The organism is Primorskyibacter flagellatus (genome assembly GCF_014638275.1).
Lineage (GTDB): Bacteria > Pseudomonadota > Alphaproteobacteria > Rhodobacterales > Rhodobacteraceae > Pseudooceanicola > Pseudooceanicola flagellatus_A.
The window spans coordinates 1218433-1233017 of the sequence record NZ_BMFJ01000001.1 but is presented as its reverse complement, the minus strand read 5'-3'; the positions used below and the strand labels follow the sequence as shown (position 1 = coordinate 1233017).

Annotated in this window: 14 protein-coding genes; 8 read left to right on the top strand and 6 right to left on the bottom strand. The window is 65.1% G+C overall.

Going from position 1 to position 14585, the window contains the following annotated elements; genetic code table 11:
- Window positions 1-46 precede the first annotated feature (46 nt).
- Window positions 47-1312 (top strand): glutamate-5-semialdehyde dehydrogenase, encoded by a 1266-nt coding sequence (locus tag IEV87_RS06075; protein ID WP_188476760.1) that lies wholly within the window; start codon window positions 47-49, stop codon window positions 1310-1312.
- Between the two features lie 4 nt (window positions 1313-1316).
- Here the strand turns inward: IEV87_RS06075 and IEV87_RS06070 are convergent, their stop codons facing one another.
- Entirely contained in the window at window positions 1317-1922 is a 606-nt protein-coding gene (locus IEV87_RS06070; protein ID WP_188476759.1) for a histidine phosphotransferase family protein, read from the bottom strand.
- 35 nt (window positions 1923-1957) lie between these two features.
- On the opposite strand from IEV87_RS06070, the gene IEV87_RS06065 reads away from it, so the two are divergent.
- From IEV87_RS06065 to IEV87_RS06055, 3 genes are all read left to right on the top strand, one after another.
- Window positions 1958-2143 (top strand): DUF3553 domain-containing protein, encoded by a 186-nt coding sequence (locus tag IEV87_RS06065; protein WP_188476758.1) that lies wholly within the window; start codon window positions 1958-1960, stop codon window positions 2141-2143.
- 128 nt (window positions 2144-2271) lie between these two features.
- The gene (locus IEV87_RS06060) at window positions 2272-3045 is read left to right on the top strand and encodes a GNAT family N-acetyltransferase (protein ID WP_188476757.1); all 774 of its coding nucleotides are present in this window, start codon (window positions 2272-2274) and stop codon (window positions 3043-3045) included.
- Entirely contained in the window at window positions 3042-3872 is an 831-nt protein-coding gene (locus IEV87_RS06055) for a lysophospholipid acyltransferase family protein (protein ID WP_188476756.1), read from the top strand. The genes IEV87_RS06060 and IEV87_RS06055 overlap by 4 nt, the downstream gene beginning before the upstream one ends.
- Here IEV87_RS06055 and IEV87_RS06050 read toward each other — a convergent pair.
- On the bottom strand, window positions 3864-4496 hold the full coding sequence (locus IEV87_RS06050) for a thiamine phosphate synthase (RefSeq protein WP_188476755.1): 633 nt from the start codon (window positions 4494-4496) through the stop codon (window positions 3864-3866). The two genes, IEV87_RS06055 and IEV87_RS06050, sit on opposite strands and share 9 nt — an antisense overlap.
- A gap of 110 nt (window positions 4497-4606) precedes the next feature.
- Between IEV87_RS06050 and IEV87_RS06045 the strand changes: the two genes are divergently transcribed.
- The 3 genes from IEV87_RS06045 to IEV87_RS06035 are packed head-to-tail and all read left to right on the top strand — an operon-like array spanning window position 4607 to window position 8021.
- Entirely contained in the window at window positions 4607-5341 is a 735-nt protein-coding gene (locus IEV87_RS06045) for an RNA methyltransferase (RefSeq protein ID WP_188476754.1), read from the top strand.
- Between the two features lie 56 nt (window positions 5342-5397).
- Window positions 5398-6537, top strand: coding sequence for a heme A synthase (gene ctaA, locus IEV87_RS06040; RefSeq protein ID WP_188476753.1), 1140 nt, complete (start codon window positions 5398-5400; stop codon window positions 6535-6537).
- Window positions 6534-8021: a carboxypeptidase M32 gene (locus IEV87_RS06035; RefSeq protein WP_188476752.1), complete on the top strand. Its 1488-nt coding sequence runs from the start codon at window positions 6534-6536 to the stop codon at window positions 8019-8021. The genes ctaA and IEV87_RS06035 overlap by 4 nt, the downstream gene beginning before the upstream one ends.
- On the opposite strand, the gene IEV87_RS06030 is transcribed toward IEV87_RS06035, so the two are convergent.
- From IEV87_RS06030 to gyrA, 3 genes are all read right to left on the bottom strand, one after another.
- Complete coding sequence (locus tag IEV87_RS06030; protein ID WP_188476751.1) at window positions 8015-8725, bottom strand: hypothetical protein; 711 nt, start codon at window positions 8723-8725, stop codon at window positions 8015-8017. The two genes, IEV87_RS06035 and IEV87_RS06030, sit on opposite strands and share 7 nt — an antisense overlap.
- A gap of 512 nt (window positions 8726-9237) precedes the next feature.
- Window positions 9238-10101 carry a LysR family transcriptional regulator gene (locus IEV87_RS06025; RefSeq protein WP_188476750.1) on the bottom strand — a complete coding sequence of 288 codons (864 nt, stop codon included), beginning with the start codon at window positions 10099-10101 and terminating at the stop codon, window positions 9238-9240.
- Window positions 10101-12860, bottom strand: coding sequence for a DNA gyrase subunit A (gene gyrA, locus IEV87_RS06020; RefSeq protein WP_188476749.1), 2760 nt, complete (start codon window positions 12858-12860; stop codon window positions 10101-10103). The genes IEV87_RS06025 and gyrA overlap by 1 nt, the downstream gene beginning before the upstream one ends.
- A gap of 193 nt (window positions 12861-13053) precedes the next feature.
- Between gyrA and IEV87_RS06015 the strand changes: the two genes are divergently transcribed.
- Window positions 13054-13323 (top strand): usg protein, encoded by a 270-nt coding sequence (locus tag IEV87_RS06015; protein WP_188476748.1) that lies wholly within the window; start codon window positions 13054-13056, stop codon window positions 13321-13323.
- Window positions 13324-13563: 240 nt separating this feature from the next.
- Here the strand turns inward: IEV87_RS06015 and IEV87_RS06010 are convergent, their stop codons facing one another.
- Complete coding sequence (locus tag IEV87_RS06010) at window positions 13564-14508, bottom strand: radical SAM protein (protein ID WP_188476747.1); 945 nt, start codon at window positions 14506-14508, stop codon at window positions 13564-13566.
- Between the last annotated feature and the right edge of the window lie 77 nt (window positions 14509-14585).

Genomic DNA, 14585 nt, shown 5'->3' with positions numbered 1-14585 from the left:
GGCCGGCGCGTCCTACAACCCGCGCAACGCTCAAAGGAGCATCGCCATGAAAGACCTCGACGACATCCCCGCCGCCATGCGCCAGATCGGCGAAAAGGCCCGCGCCGCCGCCGCCGACCTCGCCTTTGCCTCTCCGCAGCGCAAGCACGCCGCCCTGATCGGTGCCGCCGCGCAGGTCTGGGAGTGCCGCGATGCGATCATCAAGGCCAATGCCGAAGACATGACGTACGGCGTAAACAAGGGTCTCACCCCCGCCATGCTCGACCGGCTCAAGCTGGACGAGGACCGGATCGCCGGCATCGTGGACGGGCTGCGGGCGGTTGCGGAACAGAAGGACCCGGTCGGCGCGGTGATGGCCGAATGGGATATGCCCTCCGGCCTGCATATCAAACGGGTGCGCACGCCCCTTGGCGTGGTCGGCGTGATCTACGAAAGCCGCCCGAACGTGACGGCGGATGCGGGCGCGCTCTGCCTCAAGTCCGGCAATGCGGTGATCCTGCGCGGCGGGTCGGAAAGTTTCCACTCCTCTCGTGCGATCCACGATTGCCTGGTGACCGGCCTGAAGCAGGCCAACCTGCCCGAAGCCGCGATTCAGCTTGTCCCGACCCGCGACCGGGCCGCCGTGTCGGAGATGCTGACCATGACAGACCATATCGATGTGATCGTGCCCCGTGGCGGCAAGGGTCTTGTCGGGCTGGTCCAGCGCGAGGCGCGGGTGCCGGTCTTTGCCCATCTCGAAGGCATCTGCCACATCTACGTCGGCGCGACCGCCGATCCGGCCATGGCGGTTGAAATCGTGCTGAACGCCAAGACCCGCCGCACCGGAATCTGCGGCGCGATGGAATGCCTGCTGATCGACTGGCGCTTCTACACGCAGCACGGCACGATCCTGACCGACGCGCTTGCCGCCGCCGGGGTGGAGGTGCGCGGCGACCGGGAACTGGCCAAGCATGACGGCGTCGTCCCGGCCAGGCCCGACGACTATGGCCGCGAATTCCTCGACATGATCTGCGCGGCCAAGCTGGTCGACGGCGTGGACGAGGCGATTGCCCACATCCGCACCTACGGGTCGAACCACACCGACGCCATCGTGACGGAGGACGCGCAGGCCGCCGCGCATTTCTTCGAACGGCTCGACAGCGCCATCCTGATGCACAACGCCTCCACCCAGTTCGCGGACGGCGGAGAGTTCGGCATGGGCGGGGAGATCGGCATCGCCACCGGCAAGATGCATGCGCGCGGTCCCGTCGGGGCCGAACAGCTGACCAGCTTCAAGTACCTCGTCACCGGCAACGGCACACTGCGGCCCTGATACCTCAGGCATGGAAGGCGAGGGTGACGGTCCCGTCACCCTCCGTCACCTCTGCCGCCGCGCCACGCGCCTCAAGCAGCATGGACAGCAGCAGGAACTGAACATGTGCGGGCTGGACCGTTTCTGCCGGCCTGCGTTCACCCTTCAGCATCTGCCAGAGCGCGGGATCGGGCCGCGAAAGGTCGGTATCCGCGCTGACCGCCCAGTTGCCGTTGTCCCGCGCGATGGAGATACGGCCGCCGCGCGGCATCGCCGATTCAAGGCACATCGCGGCAAGGAAAATCTCCTGCACCGCCGCCCTGTCGCAATCGTCCCGCGTGGTCCAGTCGTAGCGGATGCGCCCGCCCCGGGCGAGGTCGTCGAGTATGCCGACGATCTCCCTCCGCCCGATGCTCTGCCCGGCCGCGGCCCGCCCGAAAGCCACCCGCATGAACCGGATCCGGGCAGAGGCATTGGCGACGCTCTCCTCGATCAGCGCCAGTTCGGGCCCGCCGCGCCCCTCAAGCGTCAGAAGCTCGATCCCGTTCTGGATCGCCCCGACGGGCGAAATCAGGTCGTGACAGATGCGCGACCCTATCAGCGCACCCAGCAATCCGGTATCGTCAGCCATGCCCGCCCCTTTCCTCACCACGGGACAGCACCGCGATGGATGACCTGAACGCGATCCTCGAACCCGGCATGCTGGTTACACATCCCGCCCAGCCCGACTGGGGCGTCGGACAGGTGCAGTCCAACATCGACGGCCGCGTGACCGTCAACTTCCCCGATGCGGGCAAGGTTGTCATCGACAGCAGCCGCATAGCCCTGATCCCCCAGTTTTCCCGGCCCTGACGGCCCCGCGCGCAGTATGATCGCGAGAACCTTTCATAAAGGTTAACAAATTCTGAAAATGTCGGGGGATTGCGCTTGGCCGCGCCGGTCCGTAAACCTCCGCCACCATGACCAGCAGGCGGATCCCGATGCCAAGACCCGATCCCGGCTTCTCAACCCGGCTTGCCCGCAGCGCGGAGGAGGTCGAGGCCGCGCAGCACCTGCGTTACCGGGTCTTCGTGCAGGAACTGGGCAGCGACGGGCCCATGGTGGACCACGCCGCACAGCTGGAACGGGACCGTTTCGACCCTTATTTCGACCACCTTCTCCTGCTGGACGAGGACCGGGGCGACACCATCCGCGATCAGGTCGTCGGCGTCTACCGCCTGCTGACAGAGGACGGCGCGGCCCGGATCGGCCAGTTCTATTCCGAGGACGAATACGACCTCACCGTCCTGCGCCGGTCCGGCCGCCGCCTGCTGGAACTTGGCCGGTCCTGCCTTGCGCCCGACGTGCGCGGCGGGATGGGAATGTACGTGCTCTGGTCCGCCCTGTCGGACTACGTGGCGGAGCGGGGGATCGAACTGCTCTTCGGCACCGCCTCCTTCCACGGTACCGATCTCGGGGCGCTTGCGGGTCCGCTGTCGCTGCTCCATCACCGCCACCTCGCCCCGCCCGACCTGCGCGTCCGTTCCCGGCAGGAGACATTCGGCGCGACGGATGTCCTGCCCGAAGACCGGATCGACCGCGCGGCGGCGATGCGGGCCGTGCCCGCGCTCATCAAGGGTTACCTGCGGCTCGGCGGCTACGTGGGCGAGGGGGCCTTTGTCGACCATGCCTTCAACACCACCGACGTCTGCCTGATCCTCGACACCGCCCGCATGACCGAGGCGCAGGCGCGGCTCTACGGTGCGCCGAAATGACCTGGAACCCGGACGAGGCCGAGGCCCCGCAGCCGCCCCATTCCGCCGCCACCTGGTTCCGCTTCTGGCTGCGCGCGGTGCCCTTCGGCCTCATCGTCTTCGGGGGGCTCGGCATCCTGCTGATCCTGCGCCAGCCCGAACGCTGGATCTACGGCATGCGTCGCCCGCTTACACCGTATATCACGCAGGGTGTCTGCCGCATGTTCTTCGTGATCTCCGGCATGCGGTTCGTCACCTCCGGCGCCCCCATGCCCGAACATGGTGCCATCGTCGCGAACCATTCGTCATGGATCGACATCTTCACCCTGCACACCGCCAAACGCATCTATTACGTCTCCAAGGCCGAGGTCCGCGGCTGGTTCGGTATCGGTTGGCTGGCAAGGGCCACGGGAACCATATTTATCAACAGGATACGGGGCGAGGCGAAGACTCAGGAGCAGATCTTTCGCGATAGGTTAACTCTGGGCCACAAGTTGTTGTTTTTCCCGGAAGGTACGTCAACGGACGCGATGCATGTCCTGCCCTTCAAGACCACGCTCTTTGCCGCTTTTTTCGACCCCGCGCTGCGCGACACGCTCTCCGTCCAGCCCGTCTCTGTCATCTACCGCGCCCCGGAGGGTGAGGAGCCGACCTACTACGGATGGTGGGGCGAGATGAGCTTTGGCTGGCACCTCGTCAAGGTGCTTGGCGCCGGGCGTCAGGGCTTGGCAGAGGTCATCTATCATCCGCCGCTGAGGGTCGCCGACTATCCCGACCGCAAGGCGCTGGCCAGGGCATGCGAGGACGCCGTGAGAAAGGGAATGCCGCCCGAACGGCGCCTACTCTAGCCCCGCCATCAGCGCCTTCAGCGCGGCGGACGGATCCTCGGCCTTCCAGATCTCCTCGCCGATCGCGAAGAAATCGGTGACCGGCCCAAGCTGGCGCACCAGCTCCGTCGTCAGTCGGCCCTCGGCCACGACGGGGATCTCGATCATCTGCGACCACCATTCAAAGGTTTCGAACTCTGCCCGTTCGCCCCCGGCCAGCAGCGTCTCGCCCACGGGGCCGAAGCTGACGTAATCCGCCCCGGCTTCTCCCGCGCTCATCCCGTCATGACGAGACTGGCCGCAATGGGCGCCGACGATCGCATCCGGTCCAAGCTGCTTGCGCGCGGCCCGGACCGACCGCGACCCGTCCGTCAGATGTACCCCGTCCAGCCCGTGCCGTTCCGCCAGTAGGATATGCTGGTCGATAACAACGGCCACGTCGCGGGCATGACAGACCTCGCGCAGGGCATCCGCCGCGCGCGCCAGGTCGTCCTCGTCCCGCGTGGCCAGCGCCAGCCGCACGCAGGCGATTTCCGCCGCGTCCAGCACGCGGCCCAGATCGTCGGGAAAGCGGCTCAGCTCGAACTCCGCGGGCGAGACGAGGTAGATCTGCGGCTGTTCGGGGGCGTCGCCGGGCTGGGCCATGGGGTGAATCTCCGTAAGTCCGCGCCGTATACCTGTGAAATCCTGCCCGCGCAAAGGCTTGTTCCGACCGTGCGGCGGCGCTAACAGCATCCCGTCACCAAGGAGTCCCCATGTCCCAGCCCGTCTTCGTCCTCGTCCGTCCCCAGATGGGAGAGAACATCGGCGCCGCCGCCCGCGCCATGTGGAACTTCGGGCTCGACCGGATGCGCATCGTTGCCCCGCGCGACGGCTGGCCGAACCCCAGGGCGGTCGCCATGGCCTCGGGCGCGGGTCGGCTGCTGGATCAGGCAGGTCTGTTCGATGACACCGCTGCGGCTGTTGGCGACCGCACCCACGTCTTCGCCACCACCGCCCGCGCCCGTGGCCTGACCAAACCCGTTGTCACCCCCGAACGCGCGATGGAGATGGCGGCAGAGATGATCGCGCGCGGCGAAAAGGTCGCCGTGCTGTTCGGGCCGGAACGCGCGGGGCTTGAAAATGACGACATCGCCCGGGCCAACACCCTTATCAACGTGCCTGTGAATCCCGAATTCGCCTCGCTCAACCTCGGGCAGTGCGTCCTGCTCTGCGCCTATGAATGGCGCCGCCGGACCGGGGATGTCATGGCGGAACGGGTCGAAATGGCCGGCACCGACTGGGCCAGCGCGATCGAGGTCGAAAAGCTGGCCGAACATTACGAAGACCGCCTGACCGAGGCCGGCTTCTTCTTCCCCGAACACAAGGTCGACAGCATGAAGACCAACCTGCGCAACCTCTGGTCCCGGATGCCGCTGACCCAGGCCGATGTGCAGACCCTGCACGGCATCCTGCGGCAGATGGTCCGATGGAAGTCGCGCGGGGAGTGACTGGACGATCCCCGGACCCGCGACTAGGTTCCGGGAGGACGTAGGAGAGGGCAGCCATGGCCGAGAAACGCAAGCTCTTTGAAGAGGTCATGACCGACCAGCGCCCGAGGATCCCCAAGGGCGCGATCACCCGTGCCCGCAAGGCCTGGCGCCGGGCGATCCGGGGCTGGCTGGTGCTGCTGTTTGCGCTTGTCGTGACGATGATCGCGGTCGGCGGGTTGACCCGGCTGACCGACTCCGGCCTTTCGATCACCGAATGGAAACCGATCACCGGCGCGCTGCCCCCGCTTTCGGAGGCGGAGTGGCAGGCGGAGTTCGAGAAATACCAGCAAATCCCGGAATTCCAGGTGCAGAACGCCTGGATGACCCTTGAGGATTTCAAGCCGATCTACTGGTGGGAATGGAGCCACCGCCAGCTTGGCCGCGTCATCGGACTGGTCTGGGCGCTTGGCTTCGCCACCTTCCTCATCGCCCGCCGCGTGCCCCCGGGGTGGAACCGGCGGCTGCTCTGGATCGGGGCGCTTGGCGGCATTCAGGGGGCGATCGGCTGGTGGATGGTGTCCTCGGGGCTTGAAGGCACGATGCTCGACGTCGCCTCCTACCGGCTGGCGGTACATCTGGGCCTGGCCTTCGTCATCCTCGGCTTCATCGCCTGGTACGTGATGCTCCTCGGACGGGAGGAGAGGGAGCTTCTGCAGGCTCGTCGCGAACGCCATGACAAGCTGTTCCACCTCGGCACCGGCTGGATGCATTTCGCCTTCCTCCAGATCCTGTTCGGCGCGCTGGTGGCTGGGATCGACGCCGGGCGCAGCTATACCGACTGGCCGACCATGGGCGGGCAGGTCTTCCCGCCCGACCCCTTCATGATCGAACCCGTCTGGCGGAACTTCCTTGAAAATCCGGGGCTTGTTCAGTTCATCCACCGAATGACCGGCTACCTGCTGTTCCTTTTTTCGGTAATGATCTTCCTCCGCGCCCGCCGTGCCTCAAACCGCGTGACCTCGGGGGCTTACACCGTAGCCTTCATCGCGCTCTGCGGGCAGGTCGCTCTCGGGATTTACACCGTAATCTCCGCCGCGCAGCTTCATGTCGCGCTGACGCACCAGTTGCTCGCCGTGGCGACCTTCGTGCTGATCCTGCGCGCCCGCTTCCATGCCGCCTATCCGCTTCCCCAATCCGTGAGAGACGCCAGATGACCGCCGCCGACGCCCTGACCGACCTGCTCGCCTACCAGCACGAGACAGAGGCGCTGGTCGGTGTCGCCGGACGGCTCGACTGGGATCAGGAAACCATGATGCCCCCCGGTGCCGCCGAACAGCGGGCGGAGGAAAGCGCCGCGATGTCCGGCGTCCTGCACGCCCGCCGCACCGACCCGCGCATCGGCGATTGGCTGGCGGCTTCTGAAACGGCAGAAATGACAGAAGCGCAGGCCGCCATGCTGCGCCACATCCGCCGCGACTACGACAAGACGCAGAAGGTGCCTGGGAAACTCGCCGCCGAAATCGCCCGCGTCACCAGTATCTCCCAGGGCAAGTGGGCCGCCGCCCGTGCCGCCGATGATTTTACCGCCTTCGTTCCCTGGCTGACCCGCGTTGTCGCCCTGCGGCAGGAGGAAGGGCAGGCACTGGCAAACGGTGGCGATCCCTACGACGCGCTCATCGACAATTACGAACCCGACATGACCGCCGCACGGCTTGACGCGATGTTCGGCGAAATGCGCCCCCGTCTGCGCACCCTGCGGGAAAAGGTGCTTGGACAGCCCGAACCGCAAGGGCTGTCAGGCACTTTTGACGAAACCGCGCAGATGGCCTTCGCCACGCAACTGGCCACGACCTTTGGCTATGACCTGACGCGCGGCAGGCTGGACAAGGCGGTGCACCCGTTCTCCTCCGGCTCCGGGTCCGACGTGCGCATCACCACGCGCACAAATCCGACCGATCCGTTCAACTGCTTCTATTCGACCATCCACGAGGTCGGCCACGCCTGTTACGAACAGGGCATCGACGCAGGTTACGCGCTGACGCCACTGGGGCAGGGCGTCTCCATGGGCGTGCACGAAAGCCAGAGCCGGATTTACGAGAACCAGATTGGCCGCTCCCGTGCCTTCACCGGCTGGATGTACGACCGGATGAGCGACAGCTTCGGCGACATCGGAGTCACCACACCAGACGCCTTCTACGCCGCCGTGAACCGCGTCCGGAAGGACTTCATCCGCACCGAATCCGACGAACTGCAATACAACCTGCACATCATGCTGCGCTTCGATCTGGAACGCGCGCTGATCTCTGGCGATCTGAAGCCCGAAGACCTGGAAAGCGCCTGGAACGAGCGGTTCGAGAAGGATTTCGGCTTTGCCGTGCCCCGCGCCTCCCTCGGCTGCCTGCAGGACGTGCACTGGTCCATCGGCCTCTTCGGATACTTCCCGACCTATTCGCTTGGCAACGTCTACGCGGGCTGCCTTCATCAGGCGATGCGCGCGGCGATCCCCGACCTCGACGACCATCTGGCGAAGGGCGACACCACACCGGCGACGACGTGGCTGCGCGAAAACGTCCAGCGTCACGGCGGGCTCTACCGGCCTGCGGAGGTCATCGAAAGGGCCTGCGGGGCCGCTCCGACGGCCGGCCCGCTGATGGACTATATCGAAGCGAAGTTCATCGCCCTCTACAACATTCAGTAGGCGCCATAGGCTCCGATGGCGTGCCGGCGCGAGAACCGCGCGCCCTCGCCAAAGTTGATGCGGTAGCTGACTGACGCGACCGAATGGCCAAGGTTGGTGCGTCCGACCTCCAGCGCCAGCGTGCTGTCATTGCCGAAGGTATAGCTGCCCCCCGCCGTCACGATGGACTTGTCCCCGCCCGGCAGATCGGTCTCTCCGTGCGCCGCGCCGAACAGGCCGAACCCGTTCCAGCTGGCGGGCGCAGCGGCAAATTCCACCCCATAGCGCGTGCCTTCGTTGCTGCCGCCCAGATCCTTGCGATAGGCGAGATAGGCCTCCGCCTGCCAGGTGTCGGCGGAATAGGCGACCTCGGCCCCGTAATAGGCGTAGTTTCCTGGCCGCGTATCTTCCCCGAGCAGGTAGGCGCCGACCGCAACCGCCTCTGTCGGCGTGTAATAGAGGTGGACGGCCGCGGAGGACTGGGTCGAGGTCAGCTGTTCGTACTTCCCGAGCGCGAGGTCCAGTTGCACGCCGACACCGTTCGCGAACTCCGTCCCGAGCGAGGTTGAGATATGCTTGAAGTTGCGCGACCGATCCGTGTTGCGCCCCAGCTCAAAGCTCAGATCGCCGCGCAGGACGTTCTCCGCCTGCGCCGCATGACCGGTCAGCGCCATCGCAAGACCGGCGGCCAATCCGGCACCCTGCAAGGTCCCAATCTGTTTCATGACAATTCCTTCCACCTCAGATGTCCGGCCGGACGCGGCCCGGATGCAAGTAAACGGCAAACCCTTTGCCAATGGCAACATCCCGCGCCCCCGAGCCCACAGATGACCGGAAGCGGCAAGAAAAATGGGCCGACGCGAGCGCCGGCCCAGTGTCCAGAGGGAATGACGGGGTAGATCGTCAGACCACAGAAAACGCCGGAACAAGGACCACAGGGCCAACGGGCCTGAGAGAGCGGACCTGATTCCGACTCGTTCCAGCTGCCAGCGCATCGTCAGGGAGGTTGGGTAGAAAGCCCCGGAGAATGGCGCCCGACAGCTGGAACGAGAGCCACACCAAAGATGTAGCGCAGTTGTGAATATTGCTCGCTTGGGTTGAGTCTTCAAGTCAATCAGTATGATAAAACCCGCATTGGAACAAATTAACCAAATCTGCGCGGATTGTGACGCCAATCAGCATCAACCGCAGGGAGAGTGGGAGTCGTGACGGCCCGAAGGCACGACGGGCAGGGGGATCAGAGGTCTTCGGCCAGTTCGAATGCCCGCGCGGCCCAGTCGATCACCGCCTGCAGCAGCGGATCGCGGCGGCGGGTCTCGTGATAGCACAGATAAAGCGCGGTTTCCGTGTCCGGATTGGACGGTTCATACAGCTTCATGTCCGGGTTGAGCGCCGCGTCGATACGCAGCGTCAGCCCCGGCAGGCCGGTCACCCGGATCGCATCCGCCGTGTCGTGCAGGTTCTCCAGCCGCAGCGACGGGGGACGACCGCCCATGATGTCCATGGCCCGCTGCATCGGTTCGTACATGTCATGGTCGCGATGCAGCCCGATCCATCCTTCGTTCCGGGGACTGTCCGGCATGCAGTAGACGTTGGCATGGACCTTGCCGATCGGCTTCACGATCAGCCGCCCCTGCTGCGGCCGGATCGGAGAGATGATGAGGTCGTTTTCCCCAAGCGTCTCACGGTAGGTCTGGGCATGCAGGGACAGCCGGATGCCCGGATAGTCCCGCGTCAGTTCCGCGATGCGCGGATACAGCACGCCGAACGCCAGCGATCCCGGCATGCCGATGGAAATCGCCCCGCCGATCTGACCGCCCAGGGCCACGTTGGCGTTGAGATAGCTCTCGATCTCGCCCTCGAAGCTCGACACGCTCTGCAGCAGGGTGCCGATGGCATCGCTTGCCACCCAGCCCTCGGGTGTCTTGTGGAACAGCTCATAGCCAAGTGCCTCGGCCAGCCGCGCCAGTCGGCGCGACACGGTGGCCGGGTTGGTGGACAGCAGCCGGGCCGCCGCGCTCATGCTGCCGGTCTTGTGAACCGCCATCAGGTAGCGCAGGTCGTCCCAGTTCTCTATCCGGCTCTCGCTTCCCTTCAACATCAGGCCTCTTCCGTTCCACCCTCGGCTGCGTCGCCGGTATCGCCTTCGTCCTCGCCCTGTTCGACGATGCGGGCGACCGAGACCACGGTTTCGTTCTTGCCCGTGTCGAACACCTTCACCCCGCCCGCGGACCGCGACCGGAAGGAGATACCGTCAACCGGCACCCGGATCGACTGACCCTTGGAGGTGGCGAGCATGATCTGGTCGTCCATCTCGACCGGGAAAGCCGCGATGATGATGCCCGTGCGCATGGATTTTTCCCACGCCGTGACACCCATCCCGCCGCGCCCGCGCACCGGATAGTCGTGCGAGGAACTGATATGCCCCGCACCGCCCGCCGTGATCGTCAGCACCAGCGTTTCCGCCGCCGACATCTCCGCATAGCGCTCCTGGCTCAGCGGCATGTCGGCATTGCCTTCCTCTTCGTCCGTGGTCTGTTCGACGTCCCCGGCCATGGCCCGCCGCATCTTGAGGTAAGACGCACGCTCGTCCGATTCCGCCGCGAAATGCGGTAGAACGAACATGGACGCGACTTCGTCCTTCTCGTTCAGCCTGACGCCGCGCACCCCGGTCGAGGCGCGGGAGTTGAAGACCCGCACGTCATCCGCCCGGAACCGGATCGCCCGCCCGGACTGGGTGAACAGCATCACGTCATCCTCCGGCCCGCAGATCGCGGCGTTGATGAGGCGCATGCCCTCGTCCTCGCCCTCGAACTTCATCGCAATCTTGCCGTTGCGCATCACGTTGGTGAAATCCGACAGCGCGTTCCGCCGCACGGTCCCTGCCGAGGTGGCGAAGACGATCTGCAGGTCGCCCCATTCCTCTTCGTCCCGGTCCACCGGCATGATGGCGGCAATCGACACGCCCGAGGGGATCGGCAGGATATTCACGATCGCCTTGCCCTTCGACGTCCGGCCGCCAAGCGGCAGGCGCCAGGTCTTCAGCTTGTAGACCATGCCCTCCGTCGTGAAGAACAAAAGCTGCGTATGCGTATTGGCGACGAACAGCGTGGTGACCGCGTCGTCATCCTTCATCGCGCCGCCCGACAAACCCTTGCCGCCGCGTTTCTGGCTGCGGAAATCCTCGAGCGGGGTGCGCTTGATATAGCCGCCGGCGGTGACCGTCACGACCATCTCCGCGCGCTCGATCAGGTCCTCGTCCTCCATGTCGCCCGACCAGTCGACGATCTCCGTCCGGCGCGGCACGGCAAACAGGTCGCGCACCTCTTTCAGCTCATCCGAGATGATGCCCATGATCCGGTCGCGGGAGCCGAGGATTTCAAGGTATTCCTTGATCTTGCCCGCCAGCTCCTCCAGCTCGTCCGTGACCTCTTTCACGCCAAGCTGGGTCAGCCGCTGCAGCCGCAGCTCAAGGATGGCGCGCGCCTGCGTTTCAGACAGGTTGTAGGTGCCGTCCTCGTTCATCTTGTGGGTCGGATCGTCGATCAGCCGGATGTAGGGTGCGATCTCCCCGGCAGGCCAGCGGCGGGTCATCAGTTTTTCCCGCGCTTCGGCGGCATCGGCAGAGGCACGGATGGTCGCAACCACCTCGTCCACATTGCTCACCGCCACGGCCAGACCGCAGAGGATATGCGAGCGTTCGCGCGCCTTCCGCAGCAGGTAGGCAGTGCGCCGGGCGACGACTTCTTCGCGGAAACCGATGAAGGCCGACAGGAAACCGTACAGCGTAAGTGTTTCGGGCCGCCCGCCGTTCAGCGCCAGCATGTTGCAGCCGAAATGCGTCTGCATCGGGGTGAACCGCCAAAGCTGGTTCAGCACCACGTCCGGCGTGGAATCCCGTTTCAGTTCGATGACGACGCGGACGCCGTGCCGGTCGGATTCGTCCTGCACATGGGCGATGCCCTCGATCCGCTTCTCGCGCACCTGTTCCGCGATCTTCTCGATCATCGCGGCCTTGTTCACCTGATAGGGGATCTCGTCGATGACGATGGCCCAGCGGTCCTTGCGGATTTCCTCCACATGCTGCTTGCAGCGGATGATGACCGACCCGCGCCCCTCGAGATACGCCTTACGCGCCCCCGACCGGCCCAGCATGATGCCGCCTGTCGGAAAGTCGGGGCCCGGAATGTATTCGATCAGATCCTCGACCGACAGATCCGGGTTCTCGATCAGCGCCAGCGTCGCGTCGCAGACCTCGCCCAGATTGTGCGGCGGAATGTTCGTCGCCATGCCGACCGCGATGCCGCCCGCGCCGTTCACCAGCATGTTCGGGAAGCGGGCAGGAAGCACGACCGGCTCCCGGTCCTTGCCGTCGTAGTTCAGTTCGAAATCGACGGTTTCCTTGTCAATGTCCTCAAGCAGGTAGTTCGCCGCCTTGGCCATCCGCACTTCGGTGTAACGGAAGGCCGCCGCCTTGTCCCCGTCCATGGAGCCGAAGTTGCCCTGACCGTCGAGCAGCGGCAGCGACATGGAGAAATCCTGTGCCATCCGCACAAGCGCGTCATAGATCGCGGAATCACCATGCGGGTGATACTTGCCCATGGCGTCCGCAACGGGGCGCGAGGACTTCCGGTAGGGCTTGTCAAAGGTGTTCCCGACCTCGTGCATCGCGTAGAGGATGCGCCGGTGCACAGGTTTTAACCCGTCGCGCAGATCGGGAATCGCCCGCGCCACGATGACCGACATCGCATAGTCGAGGTAGGAGTTCCGCATCTCGTCGGCGATCGACACCGTCGGCCCCTCATAGGGCGTGCGCGGGGTTTCCTCTGTGTTTTCAGGGGGTTCTGGCGTATCCGTCACTGTCGGGGCCTGTTCTGTAGCAGCGTCTATATATAGTTGAACGCGACTATAGCACCCACGTCTTCTGGGGTGCAATGGCTCCCGGACCGCTCTCTTGGCACTCGCGCTGGCGGTTTGATAACAATCTGTTTTTGTTGATTATTATTCGGATCGGCGCATCATTTTCTTATAAGCAACAACAAGAGGTCTGAAAATGGCGATGAGCGACACGGAAATGATGCTTCGGGGCTACGGCCTGACGACGGCTGAAATCTTCTATCGGATGCCGGATTACCGGAGCGTGCTGAACAGCTATATCTGGCAGGACTACGACATCGCGCCGGATCACCCGAGGCTCTTCAAGTTCATCGAGTTCTGGCAGGACAAGATCGAAGGCCCGCTGCACTCCGTCCGCTTCACGCACCGCAAGGAGATATCGCCGGGCGAATGGCGCAACTGCGTGGGAGAGTTGCGTCTGCATTGACATCGATCCTGGGCGCATCCGCGCAGAACAAGGCCGCAGGCCGCCGCGCGATCGCCGGGCCGCCCTCACGGCCCGGCGATCAGGTGACGCCAGCGCTCCGTTTGCGCGTGACGCTGCCACGGCAGACATGAATAAAGAGGTTCCGAGGTCAGATCGCCAAGCCGCGGCCCGTCGACCGCCCGGCTCGCACAAGGTCCGACCCGCAGGATGGCTGTTCCGCGCCTGTGACCACGCGCCACCTCACCCCGAACAGCTCGCCCCGCCCAGCACGCAGAACTTCGCGCAATGCGGATGGTTCAGCGCGACCTCCTGCCCGATCTCCGGCGCCTCCGTCCCCATGTCGAAACCGGGCTCATAGGGCAGCAGGGTGCAGGCCGCATAGGCCAGAGCCTCCCCGCGCCGCTTCACCAGCATCCGCGATGACGCGCACATCACGCCCGAAGGCGACTTGTCCAGGAGTCCCCAGCACGCCGTCGTGATCTCCGGCACCTCCGCGCCAAGGTCCATCTCGGGGAACAGCACCAGCGCCGCGGGATCGGCTGCGTCGATCGCAAGGCCCTCCGCCTGGAACAGCGCGGCATAGCCCGCCCGCACCTCTGCCTCCGGCTCGCCGGAGAACCCGCGCCCCGCAACGGCCATCGCAACACCGAGGTCGCGCAGCCAGCGCATGCCGGTCAGCGACTCCGCAAAGGCCCCAGCACCGCGTTCCGCGTCGTGATAGGGCGCCGCGTAGTGATCCAGCGATACCCGCATCACCATCTGTCCCGGATAGGCCTCCGCAAGCCGCGCGATCTCGGCCCGACAGCGCGGCCGCATCATCGGTTTCATTGCATTGGTCAGCACCAGAACCCGCAGGCCCCGTGCCAGAACATCGCCGATCATCGCCGGAAACTCCGGGTTCAGGAACGGCTCCCCGCCCGTGAACCCGACCTCCGTCACCGGGTGCCCCTTTGCCAATACATCGTCCAGTGCCGCGGAAACCTCGGACGCCGACAGATAGACCAGCGCGTCATTAACCGGTGAACTTTCGATGTAACAATGCGCGCAGGCAATGTTGCAAAGCGTCCCCGTATTGACCCAGAGCGTCCCGATCCCCTCCAGCGTCACGACGGCCCGCGCCTGTCCGTCCGCGGTCACCGCGGGGTCGATGAACTTGCCGATATTGGCGGCGTCGTGGTCCTTCATGTTCGTCCCAGGCGTGAAAATGTCCGTTCCCTGCGGGTCTACCGGCTGGACAGGGCGCGCGCAAACCTCATGAATGG

What these genes read in the sequence shown, in the direction of transcription:
- IEV87_RS06075 (WP_188476760.1), top strand. Translation starts at nt 47, where the DNA reads ATGAAAGACCTCGACGACATCCCCGCCGCCATGCGCCAGATCGGCGAA.
- IEV87_RS06070 (WP_188476759.1), bottom strand. Translation starts at nt 1,922, where the DNA reads ATGGCTGACGATACCGGATTGCTGGGTGCGCTGATAGGGTCGCGCATC.
- IEV87_RS06065 (WP_188476758.1), top strand. Translation starts at nt 1,958, where the DNA reads ATGGATGACCTGAACGCGATCCTCGAACCCGGCATGCTGGTTACACAT.
- IEV87_RS06060 (WP_188476757.1), top strand. Translation starts at nt 2,272, where the DNA reads ATGCCAAGACCCGATCCCGGCTTCTCAACCCGGCTTGCCCGCAGCGCG.
- IEV87_RS06055 (WP_188476756.1), top strand. Translation starts at nt 3,042, where the DNA reads ATGACCTGGAACCCGGACGAGGCCGAGGCCCCGCAGCCGCCCCATTCC.
- IEV87_RS06050 (WP_188476755.1), bottom strand. Translation starts at nt 4,496, where the DNA reads ATGGCCCAGCCCGGCGACGCCCCCGAACAGCCGCAGATCTACCTCGTC.
- IEV87_RS06045 (WP_188476754.1), top strand. Translation starts at nt 4,607, where the DNA reads ATGTCCCAGCCCGTCTTCGTCCTCGTCCGTCCCCAGATGGGAGAGAAC.
- ctaA (WP_188476753.1), top strand. Translation starts at nt 5,398, where the DNA reads ATGGCCGAGAAACGCAAGCTCTTTGAAGAGGTCATGACCGACCAGCGC.
- IEV87_RS06035 (WP_188476752.1), top strand. Translation starts at nt 6,534, where the DNA reads ATGACCGCCGCCGACGCCCTGACCGACCTGCTCGCCTACCAGCACGAG.
- IEV87_RS06030 (WP_188476751.1), bottom strand. Translation starts at nt 8,725, where the DNA reads ATGAAACAGATTGGGACCTTGCAGGGTGCCGGATTGGCCGCCGGTCTT.
- IEV87_RS06025 (WP_188476750.1), bottom strand. Translation starts at nt 10,101, where the DNA reads ATGTTGAAGGGAAGCGAGAGCCGGATAGAGAACTGGGACGACCTGCGC.
- IEV87_RS06015 (WP_188476748.1), top strand. Translation starts at nt 13,054, where the DNA reads ATGGCGATGAGCGACACGGAAATGATGCTTCGGGGCTACGGCCTGACG.
- IEV87_RS06010 (WP_188476747.1), bottom strand. Translation starts at nt 14,508, where the DNA reads ATGAAGGACCACGACGCCGCCAATATCGGCAAGTTCATCGACCCCGCG.